Source organism: Achromobacter spanius (genome assembly GCF_029637605.1).
In the GTDB taxonomy this organism is placed as follows: Bacteria; Pseudomonadota; Gammaproteobacteria; order Burkholderiales; family Burkholderiaceae_B; genus Achromobacter; species Achromobacter spanius_E.
The window spans coordinates 6,233,959-6,255,611 of record NZ_CP121261.1; the positions used below are offsets into that span (position 1 = coordinate 6,233,959).

General features: G+C 62.7%; 28 protein-coding genes and 1 tRNA gene. 19 read left to right on the forward strand and 10 right to left on the reverse strand.

Going from position 1 to position 21,653, the window contains the following annotated elements:
- Positions 1–51: 51 nt before the first annotated feature.
- The 8 genes from folE2 to P8T11_RS27935 all read left to right on the forward strand — a co-directional run bounded on the left by folE2 (position 52) and on the right by P8T11_RS27935 (position 5,990).
- Positions 52–849 (forward strand): GTP cyclohydrolase FolE2, encoded by a 798-nt coding sequence (gene folE2, locus P8T11_RS27900; protein WP_050446047.1) that lies wholly within the window; start codon positions 52–54, stop codon positions 847–849.
- 7 nt (positions 850–856) lie between these two features.
- A complete protein-coding gene (locus P8T11_RS27905; protein ID WP_268082488.1) occupies positions 857–1,780 on the forward strand; it encodes a DUF817 domain-containing protein in 924 nt (307 codons plus the stop codon).
- A gap of 250 nt (positions 1,781–2,030) precedes the next feature.
- Positions 2,031–2,405 (forward strand): 30S ribosomal protein S6, encoded by a 375-nt coding sequence (gene rpsF / locus P8T11_RS27910; protein WP_006218306.1) that lies wholly within the window; start codon positions 2,031–2,033, stop codon positions 2,403–2,405.
- A 51-nt stretch (positions 2,406–2,456) separates the two neighbouring features.
- A complete protein-coding gene (gene priB / locus P8T11_RS27915) occupies positions 2,457–2,780 on the forward strand; it encodes a primosomal replication protein N (RefSeq protein WP_050446043.1) in 324 nt (107 codons plus the stop codon).
- 120 nt (positions 2,781–2,900) lie between these two features.
- Complete coding sequence (gene rpsR, locus P8T11_RS27920) at positions 2,901–3,173, forward strand: 30S ribosomal protein S18 (protein WP_006218308.1); 273 nt, start codon at positions 2,901–2,903, stop codon at positions 3,171–3,173.
- A gap of 14 nt (positions 3,174–3,187) precedes the next feature.
- The gene (rplI, locus tag P8T11_RS27925; protein ID WP_268079077.1) at positions 3,188–3,643 is read left to right on the forward strand and encodes a 50S ribosomal protein L9; all 456 of its coding nucleotides are present in this window, start codon (positions 3,188–3,190) and stop codon (positions 3,641–3,643) included.
- Positions 3,644–3,771: 128 nt separating this feature from the next.
- Entirely contained in the window at positions 3,772–4,611 is an 840-nt protein-coding gene (locus P8T11_RS27930) for a hypothetical protein (protein WP_268079076.1), read from the forward strand.
- The gene (locus P8T11_RS27935) at positions 4,608–5,990 is read left to right on the forward strand and encodes a replicative DNA helicase (RefSeq protein ID WP_006218311.1); all 1,383 of its coding nucleotides are present in this window, start codon (positions 4,608–4,610) and stop codon (positions 5,988–5,990) included. Before P8T11_RS27930 ends, P8T11_RS27935 begins: the two co-directional genes overlap by 4 nt.
- A gap of 68 nt (positions 5,991–6,058) precedes the next feature.
- Here P8T11_RS27935 and P8T11_RS27940 read toward each other — a convergent pair whose 3' ends face one another.
- From P8T11_RS27940 to P8T11_RS27960, 5 genes are all read right to left on the reverse strand, one after another.
- Positions 6,059–7,036: a bile acid:sodium symporter family protein gene (locus tag P8T11_RS27940; protein WP_268079075.1), complete on the reverse strand. Its 978-nt coding sequence runs from the start codon at positions 7,034–7,036 to the stop codon at positions 6,059–6,061.
- Positions 7,037–7,162: 126 nt separating this feature from the next.
- Positions 7,163–8,143, reverse strand: coding sequence for a 4-hydroxythreonine-4-phosphate dehydrogenase PdxA (gene pdxA, locus P8T11_RS27945; protein ID WP_268079074.1), 981 nt, complete (start codon positions 8,141–8,143; stop codon positions 7,163–7,165).
- On the reverse strand, positions 8,140–8,448 hold the full coding sequence (locus P8T11_RS27950) for a hypothetical protein (RefSeq protein ID WP_268079073.1): 309 nt from the start codon (positions 8,446–8,448) through the stop codon (positions 8,140–8,142). The genes pdxA and P8T11_RS27950 overlap by 4 nt, the downstream gene beginning before the upstream one ends.
- A 91-nt stretch (positions 8,449–8,539) precedes the next feature.
- Positions 8,540–8,998 carry an Lrp/AsnC family transcriptional regulator gene (locus tag P8T11_RS27955; protein ID WP_268079072.1) on the reverse strand — a complete coding sequence of 153 codons (459 nt, stop codon included), beginning with the start codon at positions 8,996–8,998 and terminating at the stop codon, positions 8,540–8,542.
- A gap of 77 nt (positions 8,999–9,075) precedes the next feature.
- Positions 9,076–9,681: a hypothetical protein gene (locus P8T11_RS27960; RefSeq protein WP_268079071.1), complete on the reverse strand. Its 606-nt coding sequence runs from the start codon at positions 9,679–9,681 to the stop codon at positions 9,076–9,078.
- Positions 9,682–9,871: 190 nt separating this feature from the next.
- Between P8T11_RS27960 and P8T11_RS27965 the strand changes: the two genes are divergently transcribed.
- Both P8T11_RS27965 and P8T11_RS27970 read left to right on the forward strand, forming a co-directional pair.
- On the forward strand, positions 9,872–10,117 hold the full coding sequence (locus tag P8T11_RS27965; RefSeq protein ID WP_268079070.1) for a hypothetical protein: 246 nt from the start codon (positions 9,872–9,874) through the stop codon (positions 10,115–10,117).
- Positions 10,118–10,316: 199 nt separating this feature from the next.
- Positions 10,317–10,589 carry a hypothetical protein gene (locus P8T11_RS27970; RefSeq protein ID WP_230693601.1) on the forward strand — a complete coding sequence of 91 codons (273 nt, stop codon included), beginning with the start codon at positions 10,317–10,319 and terminating at the stop codon, positions 10,587–10,589.
- 7 nt (positions 10,590–10,596) lie between these two features.
- On the opposite strand, the gene P8T11_RS27975 is transcribed toward P8T11_RS27970, so the two are convergent.
- Both P8T11_RS27975 and P8T11_RS27980 read right to left on the reverse strand, forming a co-directional pair.
- Positions 10,597–11,163, reverse strand: a complete 567-nt coding sequence (locus P8T11_RS27975; RefSeq protein WP_268079069.1) for a DedA family protein — start codon at positions 11,161–11,163, stop codon at positions 10,597–10,599.
- Positions 11,160–12,599, reverse strand: coding sequence for a PLP-dependent aminotransferase family protein (locus P8T11_RS27980; protein WP_268079068.1), 1,440 nt, complete (start codon positions 12,597–12,599; stop codon positions 11,160–11,162). Before P8T11_RS27980 ends, P8T11_RS27975 begins: the two co-directional genes overlap by 4 nt.
- 169 nt (positions 12,600–12,768) lie before the next feature.
- Here P8T11_RS27980 and P8T11_RS27985 point away from each other — a divergent pair, with 169 nt between their 5' ends.
- The 4 genes from P8T11_RS27985 (at position 12,769) to P8T11_RS28000 (ending at position 15,431) form a co-directional block, all read left to right on the forward strand.
- Entirely contained in the window at positions 12,769–13,146 is a 378-nt protein-coding gene (locus P8T11_RS27985) for a hypothetical protein (protein WP_268079067.1), read from the forward strand.
- 24 nt (positions 13,147–13,170) lie between these two features.
- Positions 13,171–13,247 (forward strand) — tRNA-Met (locus tag P8T11_RS27990).
- Positions 13,248–13,440: 193 nt separating this feature from the next.
- Entirely contained in the window at positions 13,441–13,785 is a 345-nt protein-coding gene (locus P8T11_RS27995; RefSeq protein ID WP_268079066.1) for a hypothetical protein, read from the forward strand.
- A gap of 332 nt (positions 13,786–14,117) precedes the next feature.
- Positions 14,118–15,431 carry a TIGR03862 family flavoprotein gene (locus tag P8T11_RS28000; RefSeq protein ID WP_268079065.1) on the forward strand — a complete coding sequence of 438 codons (1,314 nt, stop codon included), beginning with the start codon at positions 14,118–14,120 and terminating at the stop codon, positions 15,429–15,431.
- 3 nt (positions 15,432–15,434) lie between these two features.
- Here P8T11_RS28000 and P8T11_RS28005 read toward each other — a convergent pair whose 3' ends face one another.
- Both P8T11_RS28005 and P8T11_RS28010 read right to left on the reverse strand, forming a co-directional pair.
- Entirely contained in the window at positions 15,435–15,842 is a 408-nt protein-coding gene (locus P8T11_RS28005) for a hypothetical protein (protein ID WP_268079064.1), read from the reverse strand.
- A gap of 62 nt (positions 15,843–15,904) precedes the next feature.
- Positions 15,905–16,264 carry a hypothetical protein gene (locus P8T11_RS28010; protein WP_268079063.1) on the reverse strand — a complete coding sequence of 120 codons (360 nt, stop codon included), beginning with the start codon at positions 16,262–16,264 and terminating at the stop codon, positions 15,905–15,907.
- A gap of 164 nt (positions 16,265–16,428) precedes the next feature.
- Between P8T11_RS28010 and P8T11_RS28015 the strand changes: the two genes are divergently transcribed.
- The 5 genes from P8T11_RS28015 to P8T11_RS28035 all read left to right on the forward strand — a co-directional run bounded on the left by P8T11_RS28015 (position 16,429) and on the right by P8T11_RS28035 (position 20,476).
- Complete coding sequence (locus P8T11_RS28015) at positions 16,429–16,557, forward strand: entericidin A/B family lipoprotein (RefSeq protein ID WP_050446030.1); 129 nt, start codon at positions 16,429–16,431, stop codon at positions 16,555–16,557.
- A gap of 127 nt (positions 16,558–16,684) precedes the next feature.
- Positions 16,685–17,116, forward strand: coding sequence for a BPTD_2524 family lipoprotein (locus tag P8T11_RS28020; protein ID WP_268079062.1), 432 nt, complete (start codon positions 16,685–16,687; stop codon positions 17,114–17,116).
- 3 nt (positions 17,117–17,119) lie between these two features.
- Entirely contained in the window at positions 17,120–17,527 is a 408-nt protein-coding gene (locus P8T11_RS28025; protein ID WP_268079061.1) for a hypothetical protein, read from the forward strand.
- A 108-nt stretch (positions 17,528–17,635) separates the two neighbouring features.
- Entirely contained in the window at positions 17,636–18,928 is a 1,293-nt protein-coding gene (locus P8T11_RS28030; protein ID WP_268079060.1) for an aspartate carbamoyltransferase, read from the forward strand.
- Between the two features lie 126 nt (positions 18,929–19,054).
- Entirely contained in the window at positions 19,055–20,476 is a 1,422-nt protein-coding gene (locus P8T11_RS28035; RefSeq protein ID WP_268079059.1) for a diguanylate cyclase, read from the forward strand.
- 231 nt (positions 20,477–20,707) lie between these two features.
- Here the strand turns inward: P8T11_RS28035 and P8T11_RS28040 are convergent, their stop codons facing one another.
- Positions 20,708–21,607 carry a recombination-associated protein RdgC gene (locus tag P8T11_RS28040; protein WP_259251670.1) on the reverse strand — a complete coding sequence of 300 codons (900 nt, stop codon included), beginning with the start codon at positions 21,605–21,607 and terminating at the stop codon, positions 20,708–20,710.
- Between the last annotated feature and the right edge of the window lie 46 nt (positions 21,608–21,653).

Below are 21,653 nucleotides of genomic sequence, written 5' to 3' on the forward strand. Positions count from 1 at the left end.
AGTTTCCTAGGCCTTGCGCAAGCGATTGATTGCCTAGACAGGTAAGCCGAAATGAATTCTCCGATCGACCCCGCCATCGTGATGCCTGACGTCCAGAGTTCGGCGGACACCCGGCACATCCCGATCCAGCGCGTGGGTATTCGTGGCGTGCGCCACCCCATGCTGATTGAAAGCGGTGATGGTTCGCCCCAAGGCACCGTCGCCAACTGGACGCTGACCGTGGCGTTGCCGCCCGAAGAAAAGGGGACGCATATGTCCCGCTTTGTGGCGCTGTTGGAAAAGTATCGCAGCACGCCCATGACGCCGGCCTTGTTCCGCGCCATGGCGGCCGACATGCTGCCGCTGCTGCACGCAGAGCGCGGTGACATCACCGCGGCGTTCCCGTACTTCATCAACAAGTCGGCCCCCATTTCCGGTGTGCAAAGCCTGCTGGACTACGAAGTCCAGTGGATCGCGCGCGCCCAGGGCGACAGCGTTGAATTCGAGCTCGTCGTGCAGGTGCCGGTAACCAGCCTGTGCCCGTGTTCGAAGGCCATCTCGGAATACGGCGCGCACAACCAGCGTTCGCACGTGACCGTGTCGGCCATCCTGAACGGCGACATCAGCATGGACGGCGTCATCCGCCTGATCGAAGAAGAAGGCTCGTGCGAACTGTGGGGCCTGCTCAAGCGCCCCGACGAAAAGTACGTGACCGAACGCGCCTACGACAACCCCAAGTTCGTCGAAGACCTAGTGCGTGACGTGGCCGCGCGCCTGACCGCGCACCCCGGCATCGCCCGCTATCGCGTCGAAGCCGAGAACTTTGAATCGATCCACAACCACTCGGCCTACGCCGTCGTGGAAGGCTGAGCTTCCCGTGCACCATCCGGCGGCCAACGACTGGCCGCTTATCGCGGGGCTGCAAGCCTGGGAATCGCGGCTGGCCAATAACCTGGCCGGCCGCGGTCGTTTGGGCGTGGCGTTCTACGAGTTCTTTCGCTTTGGCGTCAAGCAGGCCTGGGCCTGCCTGTTTGGCGGGCTGATGTGCGCGTTGCTGCTGGGCACGCACTGGTGGTATCCCAAGGACGCGTTGCTGGCGCGCTACGACTTCCTGACGATCGCCGCGCTGGGCATCCAGGCCTTGTTGCTGGCCTTGCGTATGGAGACCTGGAGCGAGGCCCGCGTGATCCTGATGTTCCATGTGGTCGGCACCGGCATGGAAATCTTCAAGACGGCGGCGGGGTCATGGATCTATCCCGAGGCCAGCGTGCTGCGCATCGGCGGGGTGCCGCTTTTTACCGGCTTCATGTATGCGGCGGTGGGTAGCTACCTGGCGCGGGTGTGGCGGCTGTTCGACTTCCGGTTTCGCGCCCATCCTCCCATGGTCGCCACCGTGGCCTTGTCGGTGCTGATCTACCTGAACTTCTTCGCGCACCACTTCATCATGGATTTCCGGTGGGTGCTGTTCGCGCTGACGGCCGTGCTGTTCGCGCGGACCTGGGTGTATTTCCGCATATGGCGCGTCTACCGCCGCATGCCCTTGCTGCTGGGCTTCGTGCTGGTGGCCTTGTTCATCTGGTTCGCCGAAAACATCGGCACCTTCGCCAACGCCTGGCGCTATCCCAACCAGTCGCACGCCTGGCAATGGGTATCCATCGCCAAGCTGGGCTCGTGGTTTCTCTTGATGATCATCAGCTACGTGATGGTCAGCCTGGTAAACCGGCCGCGTGAAATCGATGTTGCCGATCTGCCGCAAACGGCAGAGGTGGGCGGCGGAAAAGCCCCGTCCCTGATTTCCTGACGCCCCGATCGCTTGCGAAGCAATCCTCAATCGGTAATAATCGAGGGCTTTCTTGCTCGACCGCCCATGGTTTTTGGGTAGCGGGCTGCCCCTTGCGGGCTAGTTGTCTTTTGCTGATTTGGATAAAAGCAGTGGCCGCTGTGGCAAACCCAGTGGCAAACCAGTGTGAATCCAGGTACGCAACCACCCATGATGGAAAGCGCGGGTGCAAGACGCTTGGCCAGCAAGACATCCTCAAGGAGTTTTACTCATGCGTCACTACGAAGTAGTGTTTATTGTTCACCCCGACCAAAGCGAGCAAGTGCCCGCCATGGTCGAACGCTACCAAGCGCTGGTCACGGGCCAAGGCGGCTCGGTTCACCGCCTGGAAGACTGGGGTCGCCGTCAACTGGCCTACCCGATCCAGAAGCTCGTCAAGGCTCACTACGTTTGCCTGAACATCGAGTGCGGCCAAGCCACGCTGGATGAGCTGGAACACTCGTTCCGCTACAACGACGCCGTTCTGCGCCACCTGGTCATCAAGACCAAGAAGGCCCAGACCACGCCCTCGATCATGATGAAGTCGGTTGAGCGCGAAGAAGCCCGTAAGGCTTCGGCTGAAGCTGTCGCGGTTCAGCCCGAGTAAGCAGGGCTCACGCAGAGCTCATCCCATGAAGTCCCCTCGGTGCCTGGCAGGATGAATAAGCTGGAACTCAGCGCCCGCGTTCTTGAATGCGAGCCTTTGCGCCACACTCCCGCCGGTCTGCCCGCACTGGAAATGGTGTTGGCGCACGAGTCCGAAGTCATCGAAGCCGGCCACCCGCGCCGTGTTGAATTGACGATCACGGCCGTGGCATTGGGCGATCTGGCGTTGCTGTTGAAGAACACCGCGTTAGGGTCTGAATTGTTGGTGCAGGGGTTTTTGGCTCCCGTCCGCAAAGACTCGGTGAAGATCAAGCTGCATCTGCAGCAGGCACGCAAGATCAGCGGTAGCGCAGGACGCGATCCGCAGGTGGCTTGAAAGGGTTGAGCAAGAGGTGCGAGAGCGCCTTCTGAATACGGATAGGTTATGGGGTGCTGGGCCCGGTTTTCAAAAAACCCCGGGTAAAACCCGCCCCCCTCAAACATAGAGGCACATATCATGGCTTTCTTCGGAAAACGCAAAGAAAAACGCAAATTCACGCAGCAGAACCCGCTCTTCAAGCGTCGTAAGTTCTGCCGCTTTACCGCAGCCGGCGTCGAAGAGATCGACTACAAGGATCTGGACACCCTGCGCGACTTCGTGCAAGAAAACGGCAAGATCATCCCGGCTCGCTTGACCGGCACCAAGGCAATCTACCAGCGCCAGCTGGACACCGCCATCAAGCGCGCGCGCTTCCTGGCCCTGTTGCCTTACACCGACAACCACAACTAATCCGGGGCACTGAAATGCAAGTTATTCTGCTCGAAAAAGTCCTCAATCTGGGCAACCTGGGTGAAGTCGTCCGCGTGCGTGACGGTTACGCCCGCAACTTCCTGATTCCCCAGCGCAAGGCCCGTCGTGCTACCGACGCCGCCCTGAAGGAATTCGAAGCTCGTCGCGCTGAACTGGAAAAGGCCCAGGCTGAAAAGCTGGCCGCCTCCCAGGCTCTGGGTGAGCGCATCGCCGGCTTCCAACTGAAGATCGCTCAGAAGGCCGGCGTTGACGGTCGTCTGTTCGGCTCGGTGACCAATGCCGACATCGCTGAAGCGCTGAAGAAGGCTGGTTTCGAAGGCGTTGAAAAGGGCCAAGTGCGCCTGCCCAACGGTCAACTGAAGTCGGTTGGCGAGTTCCCGATCCAGGTCGCTCTGCACGCTGACGTTGTTGTTGACGTCACGGTCCTGGTCGAAGGCGAACTGTCCTAAGCCGGTACCCGCGGTAAAAAGAAGCCGGCCCGCGCGCCGGCTTTTTTTCTTGTTGTCTGGTCGTCTCATGCTTGCCGCCTTGTCGGTGCCACGCCCAAGACGCCACCTTGCTTCGCACAGAGGACCCCTTGACTCAGCCGCCCGTCCATCGCAATGCGCCGCCCGGCCTGCGCGCCTGGCTCGACAGCGTCGACGCCCAGCGTGAACCTTCGGTGCGCGACGTGAGGATCGACGGCGTGCGCTGCATCGTCAAGCGCCGGCGTCCAAGTTTTGGGCGCGGCGTCAGCTACGCGCTGCGCTATGTGCGCGCGCTGTTCCTGGGCTTGGGATGCAAGGTCTTCCTGGGCGAGTTCCCACGTCCTGGTGTGCTGCTGCGCAATGGCCTGACGCACGAGGCCCAGCGCTTGTCCACGTTGCTGGAAGCAGGCTGCCGCGTACCAGAAGTGTGGTGGCAGGAGCAGGGCCTGTTGGTGCTGGAATACGTGGGCGACGACCTGGCCGACCTGATCCGCAACGAAGACGCCACCTCGCAGCTTTGGTTGACCCGTGCGGCGGCCGCTGATCTGGCGGCCTTTCATGCGCGCGGCATGTGGCATGGCGGCGCGCAAATCCGCAATATCACCCTGCGTGATGGCGAGCTGTGGCGCATCGATTTCGAAGAGAACATCGGCGCAACCCTGTCTCGGCCGCTGGCCCAGGCCTACGACCTTTTCCAGATGTTGTCGTCGCTGGTGTCTTTGCGTAAATTGCCCGACGATGTGGCCGTCACGCTGGGTAAACTGGCCCTCGACGTCTACCTGGAAAGCAACCCGGACACCGCGGTCAAGGCGCGCATGAAGCGCCTGGCCCGCGTGCTTTGCGGCGTTGCGGCGCCTTTGCGTCCCCTGTTGCGGCGCCTTCCGTCGCGCGATATCCAAGGTTTTTTCCGCGTTGCCGATATCCTGCAGCCGTTACTATTGAAGCCATGAACACACCTGCCGATCCCCAGCTTGAATACCTGCGCGTTCCTCCCCATTCCATCGAGGCGGAGCAGTCGGTGCTGGGCGGCCTGTTGCTGGACAACACCGCGTGGGACCGTATTGCCGACGTGCTGGTCGAAGAAGACTTCTACCGCCACGACCACCGGCTGATCTGGCACCACATCGCCCGCCTGATCGGCTTGGCGCGGCCCGCCGACGTCATCACTGTCAATGAATCGCTGATCAGCGCTGGCAAGGCCGAAGACTCGGGCGGCCTGGCGTATTTGAACGCGCTGGCGCACAACACTCCGTCGGCCGCCAACATCCGCCGCTACGCCGAGATCGTGCGCGAGCGCGCCATGCTGCGCAAGCTGGTGTCGATTGCCGACGAGATCTCGTCGGCCGCGCTGAACCCGCAAGGCAAGGAAGCGCGCCAACTGCTGGATGAAGCAGAATCCAAGGTCTTCAAGATTGCCCAGGAAGGCTCGCGCGGCGCAGCCGGTTTCCAAGAGATCCAGCCGCTGTTGACCCAAGTGGTCGAACGTATCGACGAGCTCTACCATCGCGAAGGCAGCTCCGACGTCACCGGCGTGCCCACCGGCTTCACTGACCTGGACAAGATGACGTCCGGCATGCAGGGCGGCGACCTGATCATCGTGGCCGGCCGTCCGTCCATGGGCAAGACCTCGTTCTCGATGAACATCGGCGAACACGTGGCCATCGAGCAGGGCTTGCCCGTGGCAGTGTTCTCCATGGAAATGGGCGCGGTGCAGTTGGCAATGCGTATGTTGGGCTCGGTCGGCTTGCTGGACCAGCATCGCATGCGTACCGGCAAACTCATCGCCGATGACTGGCCGCGCGTGACGCACGCCGTGCAACTGATGCAGGACGCGCAGGTCTACATCGACGAAACCCCCGCCCTGAGCCCCATGGAAGTGCGTGCGCGCACACGCCGCCTGGCGCGCCAGTGCGGTCAGCTTGGCCTGATCATCATCGACTACCTGCAGCTGATGTCGGGTAACGGCTCCGGCGAAAATCGGGCTACCGAAGTGTCGGAAATCAGCCGGTCGCTGAAAGGCCTGGCGAAGGAACTGAACTGCCCGCTGATCGCGCTGTCGCAGTTGAACCGAAGCCTGGAACAACGCCCCAACAAGCGCCCCGTGATGAGCGATCTGCGCGAATCCGGCGCTATCGAACAGGACGCCGACGTGATCCTGTTCATCTACCGCGACGAAGTCTACAACCCGGATTCGCCGGACAAGGGTACTGCCGAGATCATCATCGGCAAGCAGCGTAACGGCCCCATCGGTACGGTGCGCCTGACCTTCCAGGGTTCCAGCACGCGCTTCCTGAACTTCTCCGGTGCGCAGCCGCGCGACATGTACTGACCCAACGCCGGCATAAAAAAAACCGCGTCACAGTTGAATGTGACGCGGTTTTTTTTGTGCGGAAGGGTTCAGTCCTTGATTTCCGGACGCTTGCCGTAGCGCGCGGCCAGCACGCCGCAGACCATCAACTGGATCTGATGGAACAGCATCAAGGGCAGCACGATGGCGCCCACGGCGTGGCCGGCGAACAGCACCTGCGCCATCGGAATACCGCTGGCCAGGCTCTTTTTCGAACCGCAGAAAAGCAGGGTGATGCGGTCTTCCACGTTAAAGCCGAAGAGCTTGCCGGCCAAGGCGCACAAGCCCAGCGCAAGCGCCAGGATGACCGCGCAGCACACCACCAGGCCGACCAGCGCGGGGATGGGCGTGGTGCTCCACAGGCCTTCGTTGATGGCTTCGGAAAAGGCCGTGTACACAACCAGCAGGATCGAACCCTGGTCAACGAACTTCAGCATGGCCTTGTGCTTGTGGACCCAGGCGCCGATCCAGCGACGCGCGACCTGGCCCAGCACGAAGGGCAGCAGCAGTTGCAGCATGATCTTGCCGACCGCATCGAACGAGATCGGCGCGCTGCCGGCGTTGGCCACGACCGTGCCCACCAGCAGCGGGGTCAGGAAAATGCCCAGCAGGCTGGAGGCCGACGCGCTGCACACTGCGGCCGGCACGTTGCCGCGCGCCATGGAGGTGAAGGCAATCGCCGATTGCACCGTGGCGGGCAGGCAGCACAGGAACAGGATGCCCAGGTACAGCTCGGGCGTAACCAGCGGTTCCAGCACGGGCTTGAGCGCCAGGCCCAGCAAGGGAAACATCAGGAACGTGGCGGAGAAGATCGTCAGGTGCAGCTTCCAGTGCGTCAGGCCGGCGATGATGGCCTCGCGCGACAGGCGCGCGCCGTGCAGGAAAAACAGCAGGCCCACCGCAATGTTGGTGATCCAGCCGAACACCACCACGCCTTGCCCGTGCGCGGGCACGATGCTGGCGATGATGACGGTGCAGATCAGGTAGAGGGTGAAGCGGTCGGGCAGAAGGCGGACTAGGCGTGACATGGACGAATCAAAGGGCGGACGGAAAGCGGGAAAGGCTAGCGGGAACGGCAAGCTGGAATGACGGTCAGCGGCGCGACAGTCACGCCGAAACGGGGCGTATTGTAGTCCCGAGGCGCGCTTGGCGCGCTAGGGCGTCATCGCCAGTGCCAGGTCGAACGCGGCGACCAGCGAGGCGTGGTCGGCCACACCCCGGCCGGCGATGTCGAAGGCGGTGCCGTGGTCCACGCTGGTACGCACGAAAGGCAGGCCTACGGTGACGTTCACGCCGTGATCCAGCCCCAGGTACTTCACCGGGATCAGGCCCTGATCGTGGTACTGGGCCACGACGATGTCGAATTCGCCACGGCGTGCGCGCATGAAGACGGTGTCGCCGGGCCAGGGGCCGCTGGCGTCGATGCCTTCGGCGCGTGCGCGAGCGATGGCCGGTTCGATGATGTCAATGTCTTCGCGGCCAAAATTGCCGCCTTCGCCGGCGTGGGGGTTCAGGCCCGCCACGGCCACGCGCGGGGCGGCGATCCCCATTTGCCGGCAGGCCCGGTCGGCCAGCCGCATGGCGGTCAACTCGGCTTCGGGCGTGATGCGCGCGATCACGTCCGCCAAGGCCACGTGTATGGTCACCAGCAACACGCGCAATTCGTCGTTGGCCAGCATCATGGCGAAGTCTTGCGTGGCGGAGCGGTCGGCCAGGATCTCGGTGTGGCCGGGATAGTCGATGCCGGCCTCGTGCATGGATTTTTTGTTCAGCGGCGCGGTAACGATGGCGCGGATGCGACCGGCCTGCGCGTCGTCGATGGCCGCGCACACATAGTCATAGGCCGCGCGTCCGGCGGCGGCATTGATCTGTCCCAACGGCAGATCGTCGGGCAGGGCGGGGCTACAGGCGATGACATGAATGCGACCGGCGTCGGGGCTGGCCTGGGTGGCGTCGCGGATTTCCACGACGTCCAGGCGCGCGCCCAGTTGGACAGCGGCGCGGCGCAGCGCGCCCGCATCGCCGTAAACCACGCAAGGTGCGTTCAGGCCTTGCGCTATTGCCTTGACGACGATTTCAGGGCCGATGCCCGCGGCATCGCCCATGGTGATGCCCACGGGCAATGCGACGTTCACGATGCCTTGTCCTTGGGCGGTTCGATGGCGCCGCATTCGAACGTGACCGTGGCGCGCTTGGAGCCCAGCCCCGTTGCGTGGTTGGAAGTCACTTCCGGCTTTTGCAGCTTGCGGCCGATTTCCTGGCAATACTGGTCGGCGCGTTGCAGCGTCTGATTCTTCAGTTCAACCCACGTCAGCAATTGCGTGCCCGAACTGTAGGTGACGCTGTAGGTGTCTTTACCGACAGACGTCACCTCGCTCATGCTGGAGCAGGCGGAGAGCAGGGTCAGCAAGGCGGCGGCGGAGGCAAGGCGTACAAACATGGGTCATCCAGAAATCACGATATCCGTCATTACAACACCATGTCGGTCCTCGAGAAAAGACGGCGGGATGGCTCCAGCCCCCCGGCGTGCGTCAGGGTACCGCCACAGCGCTGCGCCTGTCCACCTTGCGGCTCAACACGATCGATGTCTGCGTCTGCTTGACGCCGTCGATCAGGCCGATGCGGTCCAGCAGCTCGTCCAGTTGCTCATGGGTTTCACAGCGCAGGAAGATCAGGTAGTCATACGGCCCGCTTACCGATGACACCTCTTCCACTTCCGGCATGCGTTCCAGTTCGCGGATGACGGCGGCCGGCGTCTTGGGCAGCACGCTGATAAAGCAATATGCCCGCACCGCGGCTTCTTCCAGGCGTCGCCCCAGCCGCACGCCATAGCCCGACACGATGTGTTCGCGTTCCAGCCGCGCGATGCGCGCGACAACGGTCGTGCGCGCCAGGCCCAGCTTGCGCGCCAGGATGGCCGCGGGTTCGCGCGCGTTGGCCGAAAGCAGGCTCAGCAATTGCCGGTCGATATCGTCGAGTCGTTCGTTCATGCAAAGGGCGTGCGGCGAGTTACGGAGTGGCGACGGTACAGGCGTGATCCCGCCCGCGTCAATGCAGTGGGGCGCGGCTAACCGTCTGATTCGGGCGGAATGCCGCCGTGGTAGATACGCCCGTCGAACTCGAAGCGCGTGATGGTCTTGTGCGCGGCATCGAAAATGCGGTCGCGGCTGGCGCCGTCCAGTCCGTCGTGGTCGGCGAAGCGAAAGCGGCATAGGTCGATGTCGCTGTCGTAGAACACCGAATTTACAAAGCGGCTGACGTCGGCCTCATGCGCAAAATGCGCAAATTCCCGCAATTGCTCCATTTCGTGGAAGGCGCCGTTGCGGCTGACCAGCAGCATGCCGAATTTGCGTTCTTCGTCGGCCACCAGTTCCGGCGCTGCCGGCGCACTGACTGACAAGGCGTCTTCGTAGTCGAAGCGGGCGCCAGCGTCATGCATGGCATCCAGCACGGTTTGCCATTGACGTTCGTCCAGCGTCAGGCGGGCCATCATGTAGAACAGGCGTTGTCGGCCCAGTGTGCGCGGCTCGGGTCCGCCGACATAACTTGGCCATGGCGTTGCGGCGTCCAATCCGGCCAGTTCGGCCATGCGCGCATCGCTGAATCCCAGTTTGTCCTGCAGGCGCTGCAGGGATTGGGCGTCTGGGGGTGCATAGTTCTGGATCGTCTTCATAAGCGCTCCGGTGTCCCCGGATGCCGCAGATGGCGCCGGTGGCGTGCGCCGCGGTGCCCCGGCGGCTACGCTTTATGCTAGCGCGGGGCCTGGCGCTTGCCTAGCACCCGCGCGACAGGGCGGGCGGCGGGAAGTGTATGGGCGCCATGCTAGGATTTGCGCCGATCATCAATGCCAGGAGGCTTACGCCATGGATACCCAAGAACAAATTGCCGTTATCGTTCACACCATTTCGCATCAGGGCGGCCGCATCGATGCGTTGAATTCGACCCTGTTGTCGATGCTGCATCTGGTCAAGGCGTCGCCGGGCCTGCGCGAAGCGATCGAGGCACAGTTGGAGCAGAACTATTCCAGCCTGTTGGCGCGCTCGGAAAACCCGCAGTACGTGGCGGGCTTCGAAAGCGTGCGCGACATGATCATTGCTGCCCTGAAATGAGCGTTGCGCGGGCGTCGCGCATCAGAAAGTTACCCACAGCTTCTGTGGACAAGCCTTGGGATAGTGGGGGCATAGATCCACAATTTCCTTTGATTACAAAGGCTTGGGGGTGGCGGTCAAAGGTGGCTCCTTTTGCGCGTTTCAGACACGCAATTGTGTAATCTCCACAAGCGCGTCAAGCCGGGTAATATGCGGCCCCATGCGGAATCAGTATCGATTGGAACACCCGGGCACCGCCATGTTGGCGCGCGTTTCGGAAGCGGCAAAGCTGGCGGCGTTCGACCCCGGCAAACTCTCGCCCCAAGCGCGTGAGAGCTGGGAGCGCATGGGGCATGGCTTCAAGGCGTGGCACGACTTCGACCAACGCCACCCCATCCTGCGCCGCTTGGCGCTGCTGCCTCTTGTGGGCGGCTGGTACCGCAAGGCACGGCGGCGCCATGTGTTGCGCGCCAGCGGTCGCATCGTCTGTTGATGGTGGCTTAGCGTTGCCGTCGTCGGGCAACCAGGTGATAGGTCAGCCCAATCAGCAGGCCGATCGCCGCAGCCACGGCCAACTTCGTTTCCACGCCATGCAGACGGCCAAGCAGGGTCTCGATGGTCTGGCCAAACGCATAGCCCACCACGCTGAAGCACACCGCCCAAATGACGGCGGCGATGGCATTGAGCATCAGGAAGCGCAACGGCGGCACGCGCGACATCCCTAGCGCCACGGGCCCCACGGTGCGCAGCCCATACAGGAAGCGCAGGCTGAGGATGAAGCCATGCGGATAGCGGTCGATGGCGGCCAGCGCTTTTTCAAATGCCGGCTTTTCGCGGATGCGTCGCACGAAGCGGTGGTCGCGATAGCGCCGACCCAGAAAGAACAGCAGTTGGTCTGCCCCGAAGGAACCGGCGAAGGCGCACAGCATCACGTACGGCAAATGCAGAAGATGCTGGTGTGCCAGAAAGCCCGCGAATACCACCACGCTTTCGCCTTCCAGAAAGGTGCCGGCCAGCACTGCCCACAGGCCGTAATCAACGATGAATTGATGTAGGGAAGTGCTCATGCCGTGCGTTCGCCCACGATGCGCGCCAGGGTCAACAAGGCGCGCGAGATGTCTGGCGTGGTGCGCTGGCCGCAACTGATGCGCAGGAAATGGTTGTAGCGCGTGCCGTTCGAGAACATGGCGCCGGGGGCAACGCGTATGCCTTCCCGCAAGGCCGCTTCAAATACGTCCATGCCCGAACGGCCGCCGGGCATTTCCACCCAAAGCAGCATGCCGCCTTGCGGCACGCTCAAGCGCGTACCCTGCGGAAAGTGCGCGGCGATGGCCTCGGCCGTCTGGTCGCGCTGTTGCTTCAAGTGACGCCGCAAGCGCGTCAGGTGGCGGTCGTAGGCGCGGGACCCCATGTACTCGGCCACGGCGATCTGCGCCAGGGGTTCATTAGGCCGGCTTTGCGCGAATTTCAGCATGGCGATGCGCGCTTTCCAGCGTCCGCCCAGCAACCAGCCCAAGCGCATGCCCGGGGCCAGCGTCTTGTGCATGGACGAGCAATAGATCACGTTGCCGGTCGCATCCCAGGACTTGGCCGCGACCAAGGGCGTGTCGTCATCGGTCAGCGCGCCGTAGGTGTCGTCTTCGATCAGCGGCACCTGCTGGCGCTCGCACAGCGCCACCAGCCGGGCCTTCTCGGCATCCGGCATGACGCAACCCAGCGGATTCTGGAAGTTGGGCACGACGACCACGGCGCGAATATTGCCGTGCGTCTGGAAGGCCAAGTCCAGCGCCTCGATCGACAAGCCGTGTTGCGGGCTGGTCGGAATTTCCAGCGCGCGCATGCCCAGGCTTTCCAGAATCTGCAGCAGCCCGAAGTAAGTGGGTGACTCGACGGCGATGGTGTCGCCCGGCCGGGCCACCGCGCGCAGAGCCAGGTTCAGGGCTTCGATGCAGCCGTGCGTGACGATGACGTCATCCGGCGTGGTGTTGATGCCATTGGTCAGCGCCCGACGCGCCAGCACTGACCGCAATTCGGGATGCCCCTGCGGCGGTACCGGGCTGACCAGCACGTGGGGTGACGCGCGCAACGCGCGCGTCATCGCCTGCTTCAGCGCGTCCATCGGATAAGCCTCGGGCACCGCGGCCGCCAGCGCGAAGTTGGCGCTGACGGGGTGGGCTTCGCACTTGGCGATGAAGTCCGAGACGCGGTCATGGATGCCTACGTACTGCGCGGCCCCCAGCGTTTGGCGGACGTCGGGCTCGTTGACCGGAGGAATGCTGTTTCGTCGGGCCTGCAATACGAAATAGCCCGACCGTGGCCGGGCCTCGATCAAGCCGTCGTCTTCCAGTTGGCGGCAGGCTTGCAGCGCCGTGGATAGGCTGACATGGTGCGTGCGCACCAGCGTGCGCACCGACGGCATGCGCTGAGCGGGCGCCAGGACGCCCGTCTGGATGGCGCGCCGGTAGTGGTTCGCCAAGCGGAGGTACAGCGGTTGTGGATCCATGCGCCGATCATGCTCCCCGAGCTTGGAATATAGGAAGGCACAGATTGACAAAAAGTACACCATAACAGCCACAAAATCGAGCATCTGCATCGGTACAGAAAGGGCGGGATTGTGGCTGTTGCGCAAAGCAGCGCCCGCGTAGCCTGTCAGTGTCCGATTGGAGATGATCATGCAAGCCGATACTTACGCCGACAGCCCGTCCCACCGCCTGGAAATCGCCGCCGGCGCATCCCGTGATTTTGTTCTGCGCGCCGGTGCAACGCTTATCTGCGTCGCCGGCAGCGTGCGCCTTGAAGAACGTGTCGCAGACGCGCAAGCCACGGGCAGCGTGCCTTTGCCGGTTGCCGTGCGGCTGAATTCTGGCGAAGCGCATGCGCTTGTCGACGGGGGCGTGGTGCGCGTCACCGCCATCAACGCCGCCGACGTCATTTGCCTTGAGGTTCCGGACCCAATTAGCCGCTTTTTCAAGGCAGCCACAAGAATATTTCGCCTGAAAGTACTGAAATCTTCGAATAAAGGGCTGGGTGCGCTGCACAAGATTTCATAATGGTGTATGATTCATCACATCAGACGCGGGGTGGAGCAGTCTGGCAGCTCGTCGGGCTCATAACCCGAAGGTCGTAGGTTCAAATCCTGCCCCCGCAACCAGTTTTAAGAAAAAGCCGCGATTCCTATCGCGGCTTTTTTGCGTTCGTCTTTTGCGCTTTCTTTCGTCCGGACTTGCCCTGGGTCAACCCAATGTTCCAGCCCGGAGTTTCCCGGATGTTCGTGCCTGCACAGCGCCGCAACCCTGAGCTACCATGGGCCACGCGCGCTAGGTTGCCGCACAGGAGGAGGGTCCATGGGTACAGCAAAATACGATCATCCCGGTTTTGTCGCCGACACCGGCGCTGAAGGCAAGTACCACGTAGGCATCTGGTGCCCGCACGGCTACCCGGCCCACATCCATATCGGCCGGCCCGCGGAGCGCGGCGATCCCCAGGCGCTGCTGCGCTTGCGCATTCCCGATGGCGTCTTTCAATCCCTGCCCGACGATCCCGAAACCCTGTGCCGGCGCGCGCTGGGCCAGGCGATGGGCGCGGGCTTGCTGCGTTCCGTGGCCGTGGACGGCGAGTACCAGGAGCTGCGTTTCGAAATGGATTCGGAGCCATGGTCGGGACCCATGCAGGCGGCCGGCAACGCCTGAGCTTGGAAAGCCTGAATTCGGAAATCAAGGCAGGAAGTTACCCACAGCGACTGTGGACAAGCCTTGGGATAGGCTCTGTGCATGTCGAAATTGTTCTTGCATAACAAAGGCTTGGCGCCTGCGGTCAATCATTGGCCGGTGCCAGGCCTTTTTCTCGTCGATGGGAGGGGATGGCGGGAACGTTGAGCGCCCTGTTCGCAGGGCCGTGCGACAATTCTTCCCCGCTGCGCGCGGCATGTTTTTTGCCGCTTCTGGCCGCTCCTGATCACACCGTGTGCCCTCATGCCTTGTCCCCTACCCAAATCTTTTCCCGTCCTGACGGGGCTGGTGCAATGACCGCCCCGACGCCACGCGACGCTCCGTGCGTTGCCGTCATCGGCGGTGGCCCGGCCGGCCTGATGGCGGCGGAACGATTGGCCGCTGAAGGCTTGCAGGTTGACGTGTTCGACGCCATGCCCTCGGTTGGGCGCAAATTCCTGATGGCGGGCCGGGGAGGGCTGAACCTGACACATAGCGAAGCCGCGGCGCCGTTCCTGGCGCGCTACGGCGAGCGGGCCGCGCAGCTTGCCCCTTGGCTGCAAGCGATGGACGCGACTGCGCTGCGAGATTGGGCGCACCAGTTGGGCATCGACACGTTCGTCGGGTCTTCGGGGCGCGTCTTTCCCCAGGAAATGAAGGCCGCGCCCTTGTTGCGTGCGTGGCTGGCAAGATTGCGCGCCAGCGGTGTCCGGTTTCACATGCGGCACCGTTGGCTGGGTTGGCCGCAAGATGTCTCGGTTGACACGGGGGTGCTGCGCTTCGATACGCCGGAAGGTGTGCATACGAAGGCGGCGGATGCCGTCGTGCTGGCCTTGGGCGGTGGAAGCTGGGCCAAGCTGGGGTCGGACGGGGCGTGGGTGGCCGGGTTGCAGGCGCACGATATCGAGGTAGCACCGCTACGGCCCGCCAATTGCGGATTCGATGTCGCGTGGTCGTCGCATTTTTCCGAGCGTTATGCGGGGCTGCCAGTCAAGTCCGTAGCCATGGCCTGTGCCAGCGAAACCGGTGGCGCGCGGCTTGGCGGCGCGCGGCTCAGTGGCGCGCCGTATCGCCAAGGCGAATTCGTTGTGTCCGAAACGGGCATTGAAGGCAGTCTGGTGTATGCCTTGTCCGCATCGTTGCGCGACCGGATTGAGGCGGAAGGCAGCGCGGTTGCCCTGTTGGACCTGGCGCCAGACTGGACTCAGGACAAGGTTATAGCGGCCGTCACGCATCCCCGTGGCGCGCGCTCCATGTCCAGCCATTTGCAAAGCCGAATGGGGCTGACGGGGGTCAAGGCGGGCTTGCTGCGCGAATGCGCGTCCGCGGAAGATTTCAAGGATCCGGCGCGCTTGGCCTTGCGAATCAAGGCCTTGCCCGTGACGCTGCTGCGTGCGCGTCCGATGGACGAAGCCATCAGCACGGCGGGCGGCGTGTCGTTCAAGGCAGTGACCGACAGGCTGATGCTGCAATCTGCTCCCGGCGTGTTCTGCGCCGGCGAGATGCTGGATTGGGAAGCCCCAACGGGCGGCTATCTGTTGACGGCCTGCATGGCCAGCGGCGTGGTGGCGGCAAGCGGCGTACTGGACTATTTGGCTGGCCAGCATGAAGGCTGGCCGCGGCCGTGACGGTCAGGACCCGGACGGGTAGGGCGCCATGCCCAGCGGCGGGCGCGGCGCAAGGTCGCCGACCACATGGCCCACCACGGGGGCGGCGCCATCTTCGGGCTGGGTGAGGATGCCGATCACACGAGTGATGGCGCTGGCGGGAATGCCCGTGCCGTTGGCGGGATCTTGTACCAGTTGCCAAATAACGGCGTCAGCCGGGCCGGCGTCCGTCTGGGTAGTGGAAGAAGAATCCAGGCAACTGCGGGCAAAGAAAGACCAATCCGAAGCGCTGCAAGGCAAGCCGTGTGCCGTGGCCAAGCGAGCCAGGGCCAGAGGTGCATCCGCCTGGCCCGCGGCATGCTGGGCGGCTGCGCCCAGCGATACATCCAGGGACAGCAAGCGGAGAAACTCTACGACGTTGTCTGATTTCATTGCGGGTCTCCTAAGAGCTGGTCTGGATCTCGATCGGCCTTCAATCGCGTGACAAAAGCGGGTCAGCCGGGGCTTTGGCCCAGCATCGACACAAGCGATTGCTTGAGGCGGGCAGAAAAGATGGGCACCGTATGGGAAACCCCATTGCGGTCTACGCCTTCTTTCAGTTCAACCGTCTGGCCCAAAAAAATCTCGGGCGCGGCGTTGATCTCGTTATAGCGGGCAAGCAACTCGTCCACCTGTTCCTGGGCGTCAACCAGCGTGCTGCTGTCTGCAAGCCTGCCGGCGGCATGGGCTTGCAGAATTCGGTGCAGATCGTCGATAAACAGCGCCAACGCCGCTTGGCCGCGGCACTGTGGCTGTTCCCAGCCCCAGCCTTCAACGGCGGCGCCAGCGTTCTGTGATACGGGTTTTCTGTTCATTTTCGAATCCTAATCCATTGGCGGCAAATACGCGACAGCCCAGGCGTGCCGGGGATGTCACGGCCGCGTAAGGGCGGTTACGGGGTTTGTGATTCCAGTGATGCGCAATCGGGATCCTTTGCGGTATGCTGGCTTCGGTTTCCACGCCCAGACAGGAGATGTTTATGAAAAACAAGGTTGTTTTCGTCATGCTGCTTTCGATCGCCGCACTTTCGGCGGGCTGCAATACTGTTGCGGGCGCCGGCAAGGATATCCAGCGAGGCGGTGAGAAGATCGAAGGCGCTGCGAAGTAGGGCGGCGCGCCCTGACGCTGTTCAGGCCGCTCAAGGCCACGCGGGAAATGCCCTGGCATTTCCCGCGTGGCCTTTTTGCAGCCGCTGGCATAATCGCAGAAGTCCGAATTTCAATGCGGGAAGAATCATGCGCAAGTCAGTATGGGTGGGTGTAACGCTGGCCGTGTCTTTGGCCGGCTGCGCAAGCACCGGGGTTTACGAATCCGAGGCCGTGCAGAAAGAGACCTTCAGCGTCGACACCAACTATCAAGCCGCCTTCCGCCGTGGCGGTGAATATGTGCGCACCTGCCACATGAACGTGAAGCATCCCTATGGCGTTGCTTACGCATGGCGCCACATCTTGGGCGAGAAGGGCGCGCCCGACGAAATCCAGGTCTACAAGGTAGGCGAGCCCGCCACGGTGCTTGAATTGATTTCCGCCGAGGCCGACGGCCCGGCCAAGTCCAAGGTGACGGTGACGGTACTGGGCGAAGGGCGCTGGGACAAGGCCGAGATCGCCGCCGTGCGTACCTCGATCCAGACCGCGACGCCGGCGTGTCGCGCCGCCAGCGGCAGCTGATACATGGATTCCCGCAGCCAGATTCGTTCGTCCGGAACGTCTTTTTCGTTGCTGACGGGCGGATTCCGGGTTCTTGTCTGGCTGAACGGCGCCGCCGCATTGGCCTTGGTGGCCTTTTCGCTGGGCATCGTGGGCGGGGACATCGCGGCACCCGACCTCCAATTGCCGCTGGCACTATTCCTGGCTGGATTGTTATCGTCGTGCCTGGGCTTGTTGTTTGCCTATCTGGCCCAGGTCAGCCTGTTGCGGCAAGGCTACACGGGCCATCTGACGCGCGGCCACTGGCCCGGCCAATTGCTGGCCATGGCCTGCTTTCTGCTTGGTGCCCTGGCGTTTTGCGCCGCGTGTTGGTTTTCCTTGGATCAGTCTGTGCCCGACGCTCAGCAGGCGACCTCCTACGCAAGCCGATAGTGCGTAAGTTGCGGGTAAACCCGTGTACGCAAAATCAGTGGACTTGCAATTGCGTTGGGAATAATATGCGCGCTGCGTATATAAATCCTCTTGCCTTGAGGCCCTGCCATGACCATTTCCCAGCAAGCTTTCCTGCGCGACGCCATGCGCCGCCTGAACCTGACGCGCGACGTGTTCGCTACCCGGATCGGTGTGAAACGTAGAGCGTTGGACACCTGGTTGTTGCCCGAAGGCTCGCAGGAGTTCCGTGCCATGCCGGAAGTCGTGCAGCGCTTCGTCAGCGAAATCGTGCAGAACGGCGTGCTGCTGGAAAAATATACGCAAAGCGTACAAGACGGCCCCTTGCGCGATCGCATCGCCGTCGAAGGCAAAAATCAACTGCTGTCAGTGGATCAGTTCACCCGCGAATCGGTCGAAGACCTGTTCCGTGTCGCCGACATGATGCAACCCATTGCGCGCCGCCAGAAGGTGTCGCGTGTGCTGGAAGGCGCCGTGTTGGGCAACCTGTTCTTTGAAGCCAGCACTCGCACCCGGGTCAGCTTCGGTTCGGCGTTCTGCCGCCTGGGCGGTTCGGTGTGCGACACCACGGGCTTCACGTTTTCTTCGATGGCCAAGGGCGAATCCATCTACGACACCAGCCGCGTCATGAGCGGCTACGTGGATGCCATGGTGATCCGCCATCCCGAGCAAGGCTCGGTGGCGGAATTTGCGCGCGCCACCAATATTCCGGTGGTCAACGGCGGTGACGGCCCTGGCGAGCACCCGAGCCAGGCCTTGCTGGACCTGTACACGATCCTGACCGAGTTCTCGCGCCTGGGTAAGTTGCTGGACGGCGCGCACATCGCCATGGTCGGCGACCTGAAATACGGCCGTACCGTGCACTCGCTGATCAAGCTGATGGCGCTCTACAAGAACGTGAAGTTCTCGCTTGTCTCGCCTCAGGGCCTGGAAATGCCCAGCTACATCATTGAACAGGCAAGCCGCAACGGCAACATCATCGAACAAAAGACCTCGCTGGCGGAAGGCCTGGCGGGCGCGGATGTGATCTACGCGACCCGCGTGCAGAAAGAGCGCTTCGCCAACGAAGAGAACGAGGGCTACACGCCGGACTTCCAGATCAACCGCGCCATCATTGATGCGTACTGCAGCCCCGAAACCATCGTGATGCACCCGCTGCCGCGCGATAGCCGCCCGGGCGCCAACGACCTGAGCGTGGACCTGAACCACGATCCGCGCCTAGCCATCTTCCGCCAGACCGACAACGGCATTCCCATTCGCATGGCGATCTTCGCGGTACTGCTGGGTGTTGAAGGTCTGGTGCAGCATTCGCTGCGCGATGTGACCTGGCAACATCCGTCGCACGTCGGGCCCGACGATTCCGTCTTCCACGGCTTGGAATAAGCGGCACTTGCCCCATGCGCGTGGGCCCCGGCAGGGGCCCATTTTCTTTTAGCGCATAATCCGCGCTGGTTTTTCCGTGGCGTGTCGTTCCGAGACACGCGCGGCGTCTTTGGGGCGGATGATCTTATGTCTTCAAGCAAGAGCGCATTGCCGGCGTGGGCAAGCGGCGCCGACCATGCGTGCTACCTGAGCGCGTCTAACGCGCAAGCCTGGGAAGCGGTCTATCAATCAGTGGACGCCTATACACGCGGCCAGGTGGCCGCCGTGGTGGGCGACAGTGCAAAGGAACTGGTGGATGCCTTCTATTCCACCTTGCTGGCGGACGCCGAAGCCGGGCCGCGCCTGTCGCATGAAATCGTGTCGACGCGGCTGCACAAGGGCATGAAGCACTGGCTGCTTGGTTTGCTTTGTGTGCGCGACCAGGGCGACATCGTGGCGCTAATGGCCACGCAGAAAAAGGTGGGCGAGGTGCATGCCCGCGTCCATATCCCGATTCATCTGGTGATGGCGGGCGCGCGCGTGCTGAAGAATGAAATTGCCGAACGTCTGCGCGCAAGCGACCTGGACGGCACGGCAGCGTCCATCGCCACGCAGTACGTCTGTAATCTCTTTGACCTGGCCATTGAGCAAATGAGCCGCGCCTTCATGCGCGACATCAATCGCGGGGCGCGCAACGATGAGGCTTACCGCCTGTTCGCGCTGGGGCAGAACATTTCGACCGAACGGGAACGCCAACGCGCGGCGCTGCTGGAATGGAGCCAGGCGGTGTTGATCGGGCTGCATTACCGAGCGCCCGAGCAGGCCTTGCCCAGGCTGGCGGCATCGGAGTTCGGTTTGTGGCTGCAGCACAAGGGCGGCGTGCTGTTCGAAAGCGCGCCCGCCTTGGGCCAGATTACCGAGGCCGTCATGCGCTTGGACGATGTGGTGCTGCCGAGCCTGATGATGGACGACCGCGAGCGTCAGCTTTCCTTGCCCGACCAGGTGCGCGAACTGCAGGAATTGGTGGCGCGCATCAAGCATCTGCTCAATGGCTTGTTCGACATGGTGGCCGAGATTGAAAGCGGCAGCGACCCGCTGACCAATGTGCTGAACCGGCGTTTTCTGCCGTCAGTGATTGGGCGCGAGATTTCCATATCGAGCCGGCAGGGCAGCCGGTTTTCAGTGCTGTTGCTGGATATCGACCATTTCAAGGCCATCAACGATGCGCATGGGCACTCCGGTGGCGACCACGTGTTGCGACAGTTTGCCGAGGTGGTGCACCAATCGTGCCGGTCCAGCGACTTCGTATTCCGCTATGGCGGCGAAGAGTTCCTGGTGGTGTTGGTGGATACGGGCGAGGACGCCGCGCTGGCCGCCGCCCAGAAGTTGGGCGCCGAGATCCGCCGCCACGATTTCACGATTCCGGAGGTCGGCGCCCTGCGCATCACGGCCAGCATCGGGGTGGCTACTTTCGACGGTCATCCCGACTACGCCTACCTGATCGACCGCGCCGACAAGGCCCTGTACCAAGCCAAACTAGCCGGCCGCGACCGCAGCGTGGCCGCCTGACCAAGCGGTACTGCACGGTGCCGCAACGACGCGGCACCGATGCGGAAAACGACGCGGCACCGATGCCGAAAACGACGTGGCACCGACGGGAAAAAATGCGGCACCGATGCGCAAAAATAATGCGGCACCGATGCGGAAACGATGGCGAACGTAGGATGGGTGAAGCGCGAGAAGCCTGATGCAAGAACTCCAGCATCTCAACGCGCGCAACCCATCAATCAACCAACCCCATCAAATCTTCTTCTCACCCCCCAGCGCATCCACCAACTCAGCCATCATCTTGGCCAGCTCCCCCGTCATCAGCATCATGTCGGAATCGAACTTTTCATCGTCGTTGGTGGCTACGCCTTCGTTGCCTTCCTTCAACACGTCCAGCGGCGATACGCGTTTGACATCCAGCCCTTCGGTCAGCACGAACGAAATGCGGTCGGCCCACGTCATGGCCAGGCGCGTGCACTGCTTGCCCGACTGGATGTGGCGGCGCACGTCGTCGGCGTCGATGGAGTGCTTGACGTAGCGGATGGCCGCGCCGCTTTCGCCCGACGAACGCAGCTCGGTGTCCTGGTCGATGCTGAAGTTCGAGGGGGCCTCGTCTTCAGCCAGCCAGCCCGTCATGGCGGAGGCGGGCGACTGCGCCACGTACAGATTTTCCAGCGGGAACGGATCCACGCACTTGGCCAGCAGGCCGATGACTTCATCCGCCTTCGCCGACGCGGCGGCGTCGATGACCAGCCAGTGATTTTGCGGGTCGATCCAGACGCGCGTGTCGCGGTAGACACTGAAGGCGCGCGGCAGCAGTTCGTCGGTGACGCGCTCCTTGATTTCCTTCATCTGCTTGCGGCCCGGCTTGTAGCCTTGCTGCTCTTCGATTTCCTGGGCGCGCGCCTTGGCGACCTGGTTCACGACAGTGCCCGGCAGCAGCTTCTTTTCCGCGCGCAGGCTAAGCAGGATCTGGCCGTTCACGACGTGGGCAAGCCCACCGTTTTCGCGCGGCGGCACCCAGCCCAGGCTTTGCATTTCAAGGTTGTTGCCCGCTTGGTAGGCGTGGCGCGCAAGCGTTTCTTCAAGCTGATCGCCAACGAGAGTCCACGGCGAGGAAAGGCGGTAAATCTTGAGGTTTTTGAACCACATGAGCGTCGGCCAAAAGGGTTGATTCTATACGACCCGGACGGTTTGC

Coding starts and splice junctions, on each gene's coding strand:
- P8T11_RS27985 (WP_268079067.1), top strand. CDS start 12,769: ATGCAAGCCGATACTTACGCCGACAGCCCGTCCCACCGCCTGGAAATC.
- P8T11_RS28015 (WP_050446030.1), top strand. CDS start 16,429: ATGAAAAACAAGGTTGTTTTCGTCATGCTGCTTTCGATCGCCGCACTT.
- P8T11_RS28035 (WP_268079059.1), top strand. CDS start 19,055: ATGTCTTCAAGCAAGAGCGCATTGCCGGCGTGGGCAAGCGGCGCCGAC.
- P8T11_RS27980 (WP_268079068.1), bottom strand. CDS start 12,599: ATGGATCCACAACCGCTGTACCTCCGCTTGGCGAACCACTACCGGCGC.
- rpsF (WP_006218306.1), top strand. CDS start 2,031: ATGCGTCACTACGAAGTAGTGTTTATTGTTCACCCCGACCAAAGCGAG.
- P8T11_RS27935 (WP_006218311.1), top strand. CDS start 4,608: ATGAACACACCTGCCGATCCCCAGCTTGAATACCTGCGCGTTCCTCCC.
- P8T11_RS28030 (WP_268079060.1), top strand. CDS start 17,636: ATGACCATTTCCCAGCAAGCTTTCCTGCGCGACGCCATGCGCCGCCTG.
- P8T11_RS27970 (WP_230693601.1), top strand. CDS start 10,317: ATGCGGAATCAGTATCGATTGGAACACCCGGGCACCGCCATGTTGGCG.
- P8T11_RS27950 (WP_268079073.1), bottom strand. CDS start 8,448: ATGTTTGTACGCCTTGCCTCCGCCGCCGCCTTGCTGACCCTGCTCTCC.
- P8T11_RS27955 (WP_268079072.1), bottom strand. CDS start 8,998: ATGAACGAACGACTCGACGATATCGACCGGCAATTGCTGAGCCTGCTT.
- P8T11_RS27960 (WP_268079071.1), bottom strand. CDS start 9,681: ATGAAGACGATCCAGAACTATGCACCCCCAGACGCCCAATCCCTGCAG.
- P8T11_RS28010 (WP_268079063.1), bottom strand. CDS start 16,264: ATGAACAGAAAACCCGTATCACAGAACGCTGGCGCCGCCGTTGAAGGC.
- priB (WP_050446043.1), top strand. CDS start 2,457: ATGAATAAGCTGGAACTCAGCGCCCGCGTTCTTGAATGCGAGCCTTTG.
- P8T11_RS28040 (WP_259251670.1), bottom strand. CDS start 21,607: ATGTGGTTCAAAAACCTCAAGATTTACCGCCTTTCCTCGCCGTGGACT.
- P8T11_RS28005 (WP_268079064.1), bottom strand. CDS start 15,842: ATGAAATCAGACAACGTCGTAGAGTTTCTCCGCTTGCTGTCCCTGGAT.
- P8T11_RS27975 (WP_268079069.1), bottom strand. CDS start 11,163: ATGAGCACTTCCCTACATCAATTCATCGTTGATTACGGCCTGTGGGCA.
- rplI (WP_268079077.1), top strand. CDS start 3,188: ATGCAAGTTATTCTGCTCGAAAAAGTCCTCAATCTGGGCAACCTGGGT.
- P8T11_RS28025 (WP_268079061.1), top strand. CDS start 17,120: ATGGATTCCCGCAGCCAGATTCGTTCGTCCGGAACGTCTTTTTCGTTG.
- P8T11_RS27995 (WP_268079066.1), top strand. CDS start 13,441: ATGGGTACAGCAAAATACGATCATCCCGGTTTTGTCGCCGACACCGGC.
- P8T11_RS28020 (WP_268079062.1), top strand. CDS start 16,685: ATGCGCAAGTCAGTATGGGTGGGTGTAACGCTGGCCGTGTCTTTGGCC.
- rpsR (WP_006218308.1), top strand. CDS start 2,901: ATGGCTTTCTTCGGAAAACGCAAAGAAAAACGCAAATTCACGCAGCAG.
- P8T11_RS27965 (WP_268079070.1), top strand. CDS start 9,872: ATGGATACCCAAGAACAAATTGCCGTTATCGTTCACACCATTTCGCAT.
- folE2 (WP_050446047.1), top strand. CDS start 52: ATGAATTCTCCGATCGACCCCGCCATCGTGATGCCTGACGTCCAGAGT.
- P8T11_RS27940 (WP_268079075.1), bottom strand. CDS start 7,036: ATGTCACGCCTAGTCCGCCTTCTGCCCGACCGCTTCACCCTCTACCTG.
- P8T11_RS28000 (WP_268079065.1), top strand. CDS start 14,118: ATGACCGCCCCGACGCCACGCGACGCTCCGTGCGTTGCCGTCATCGGC.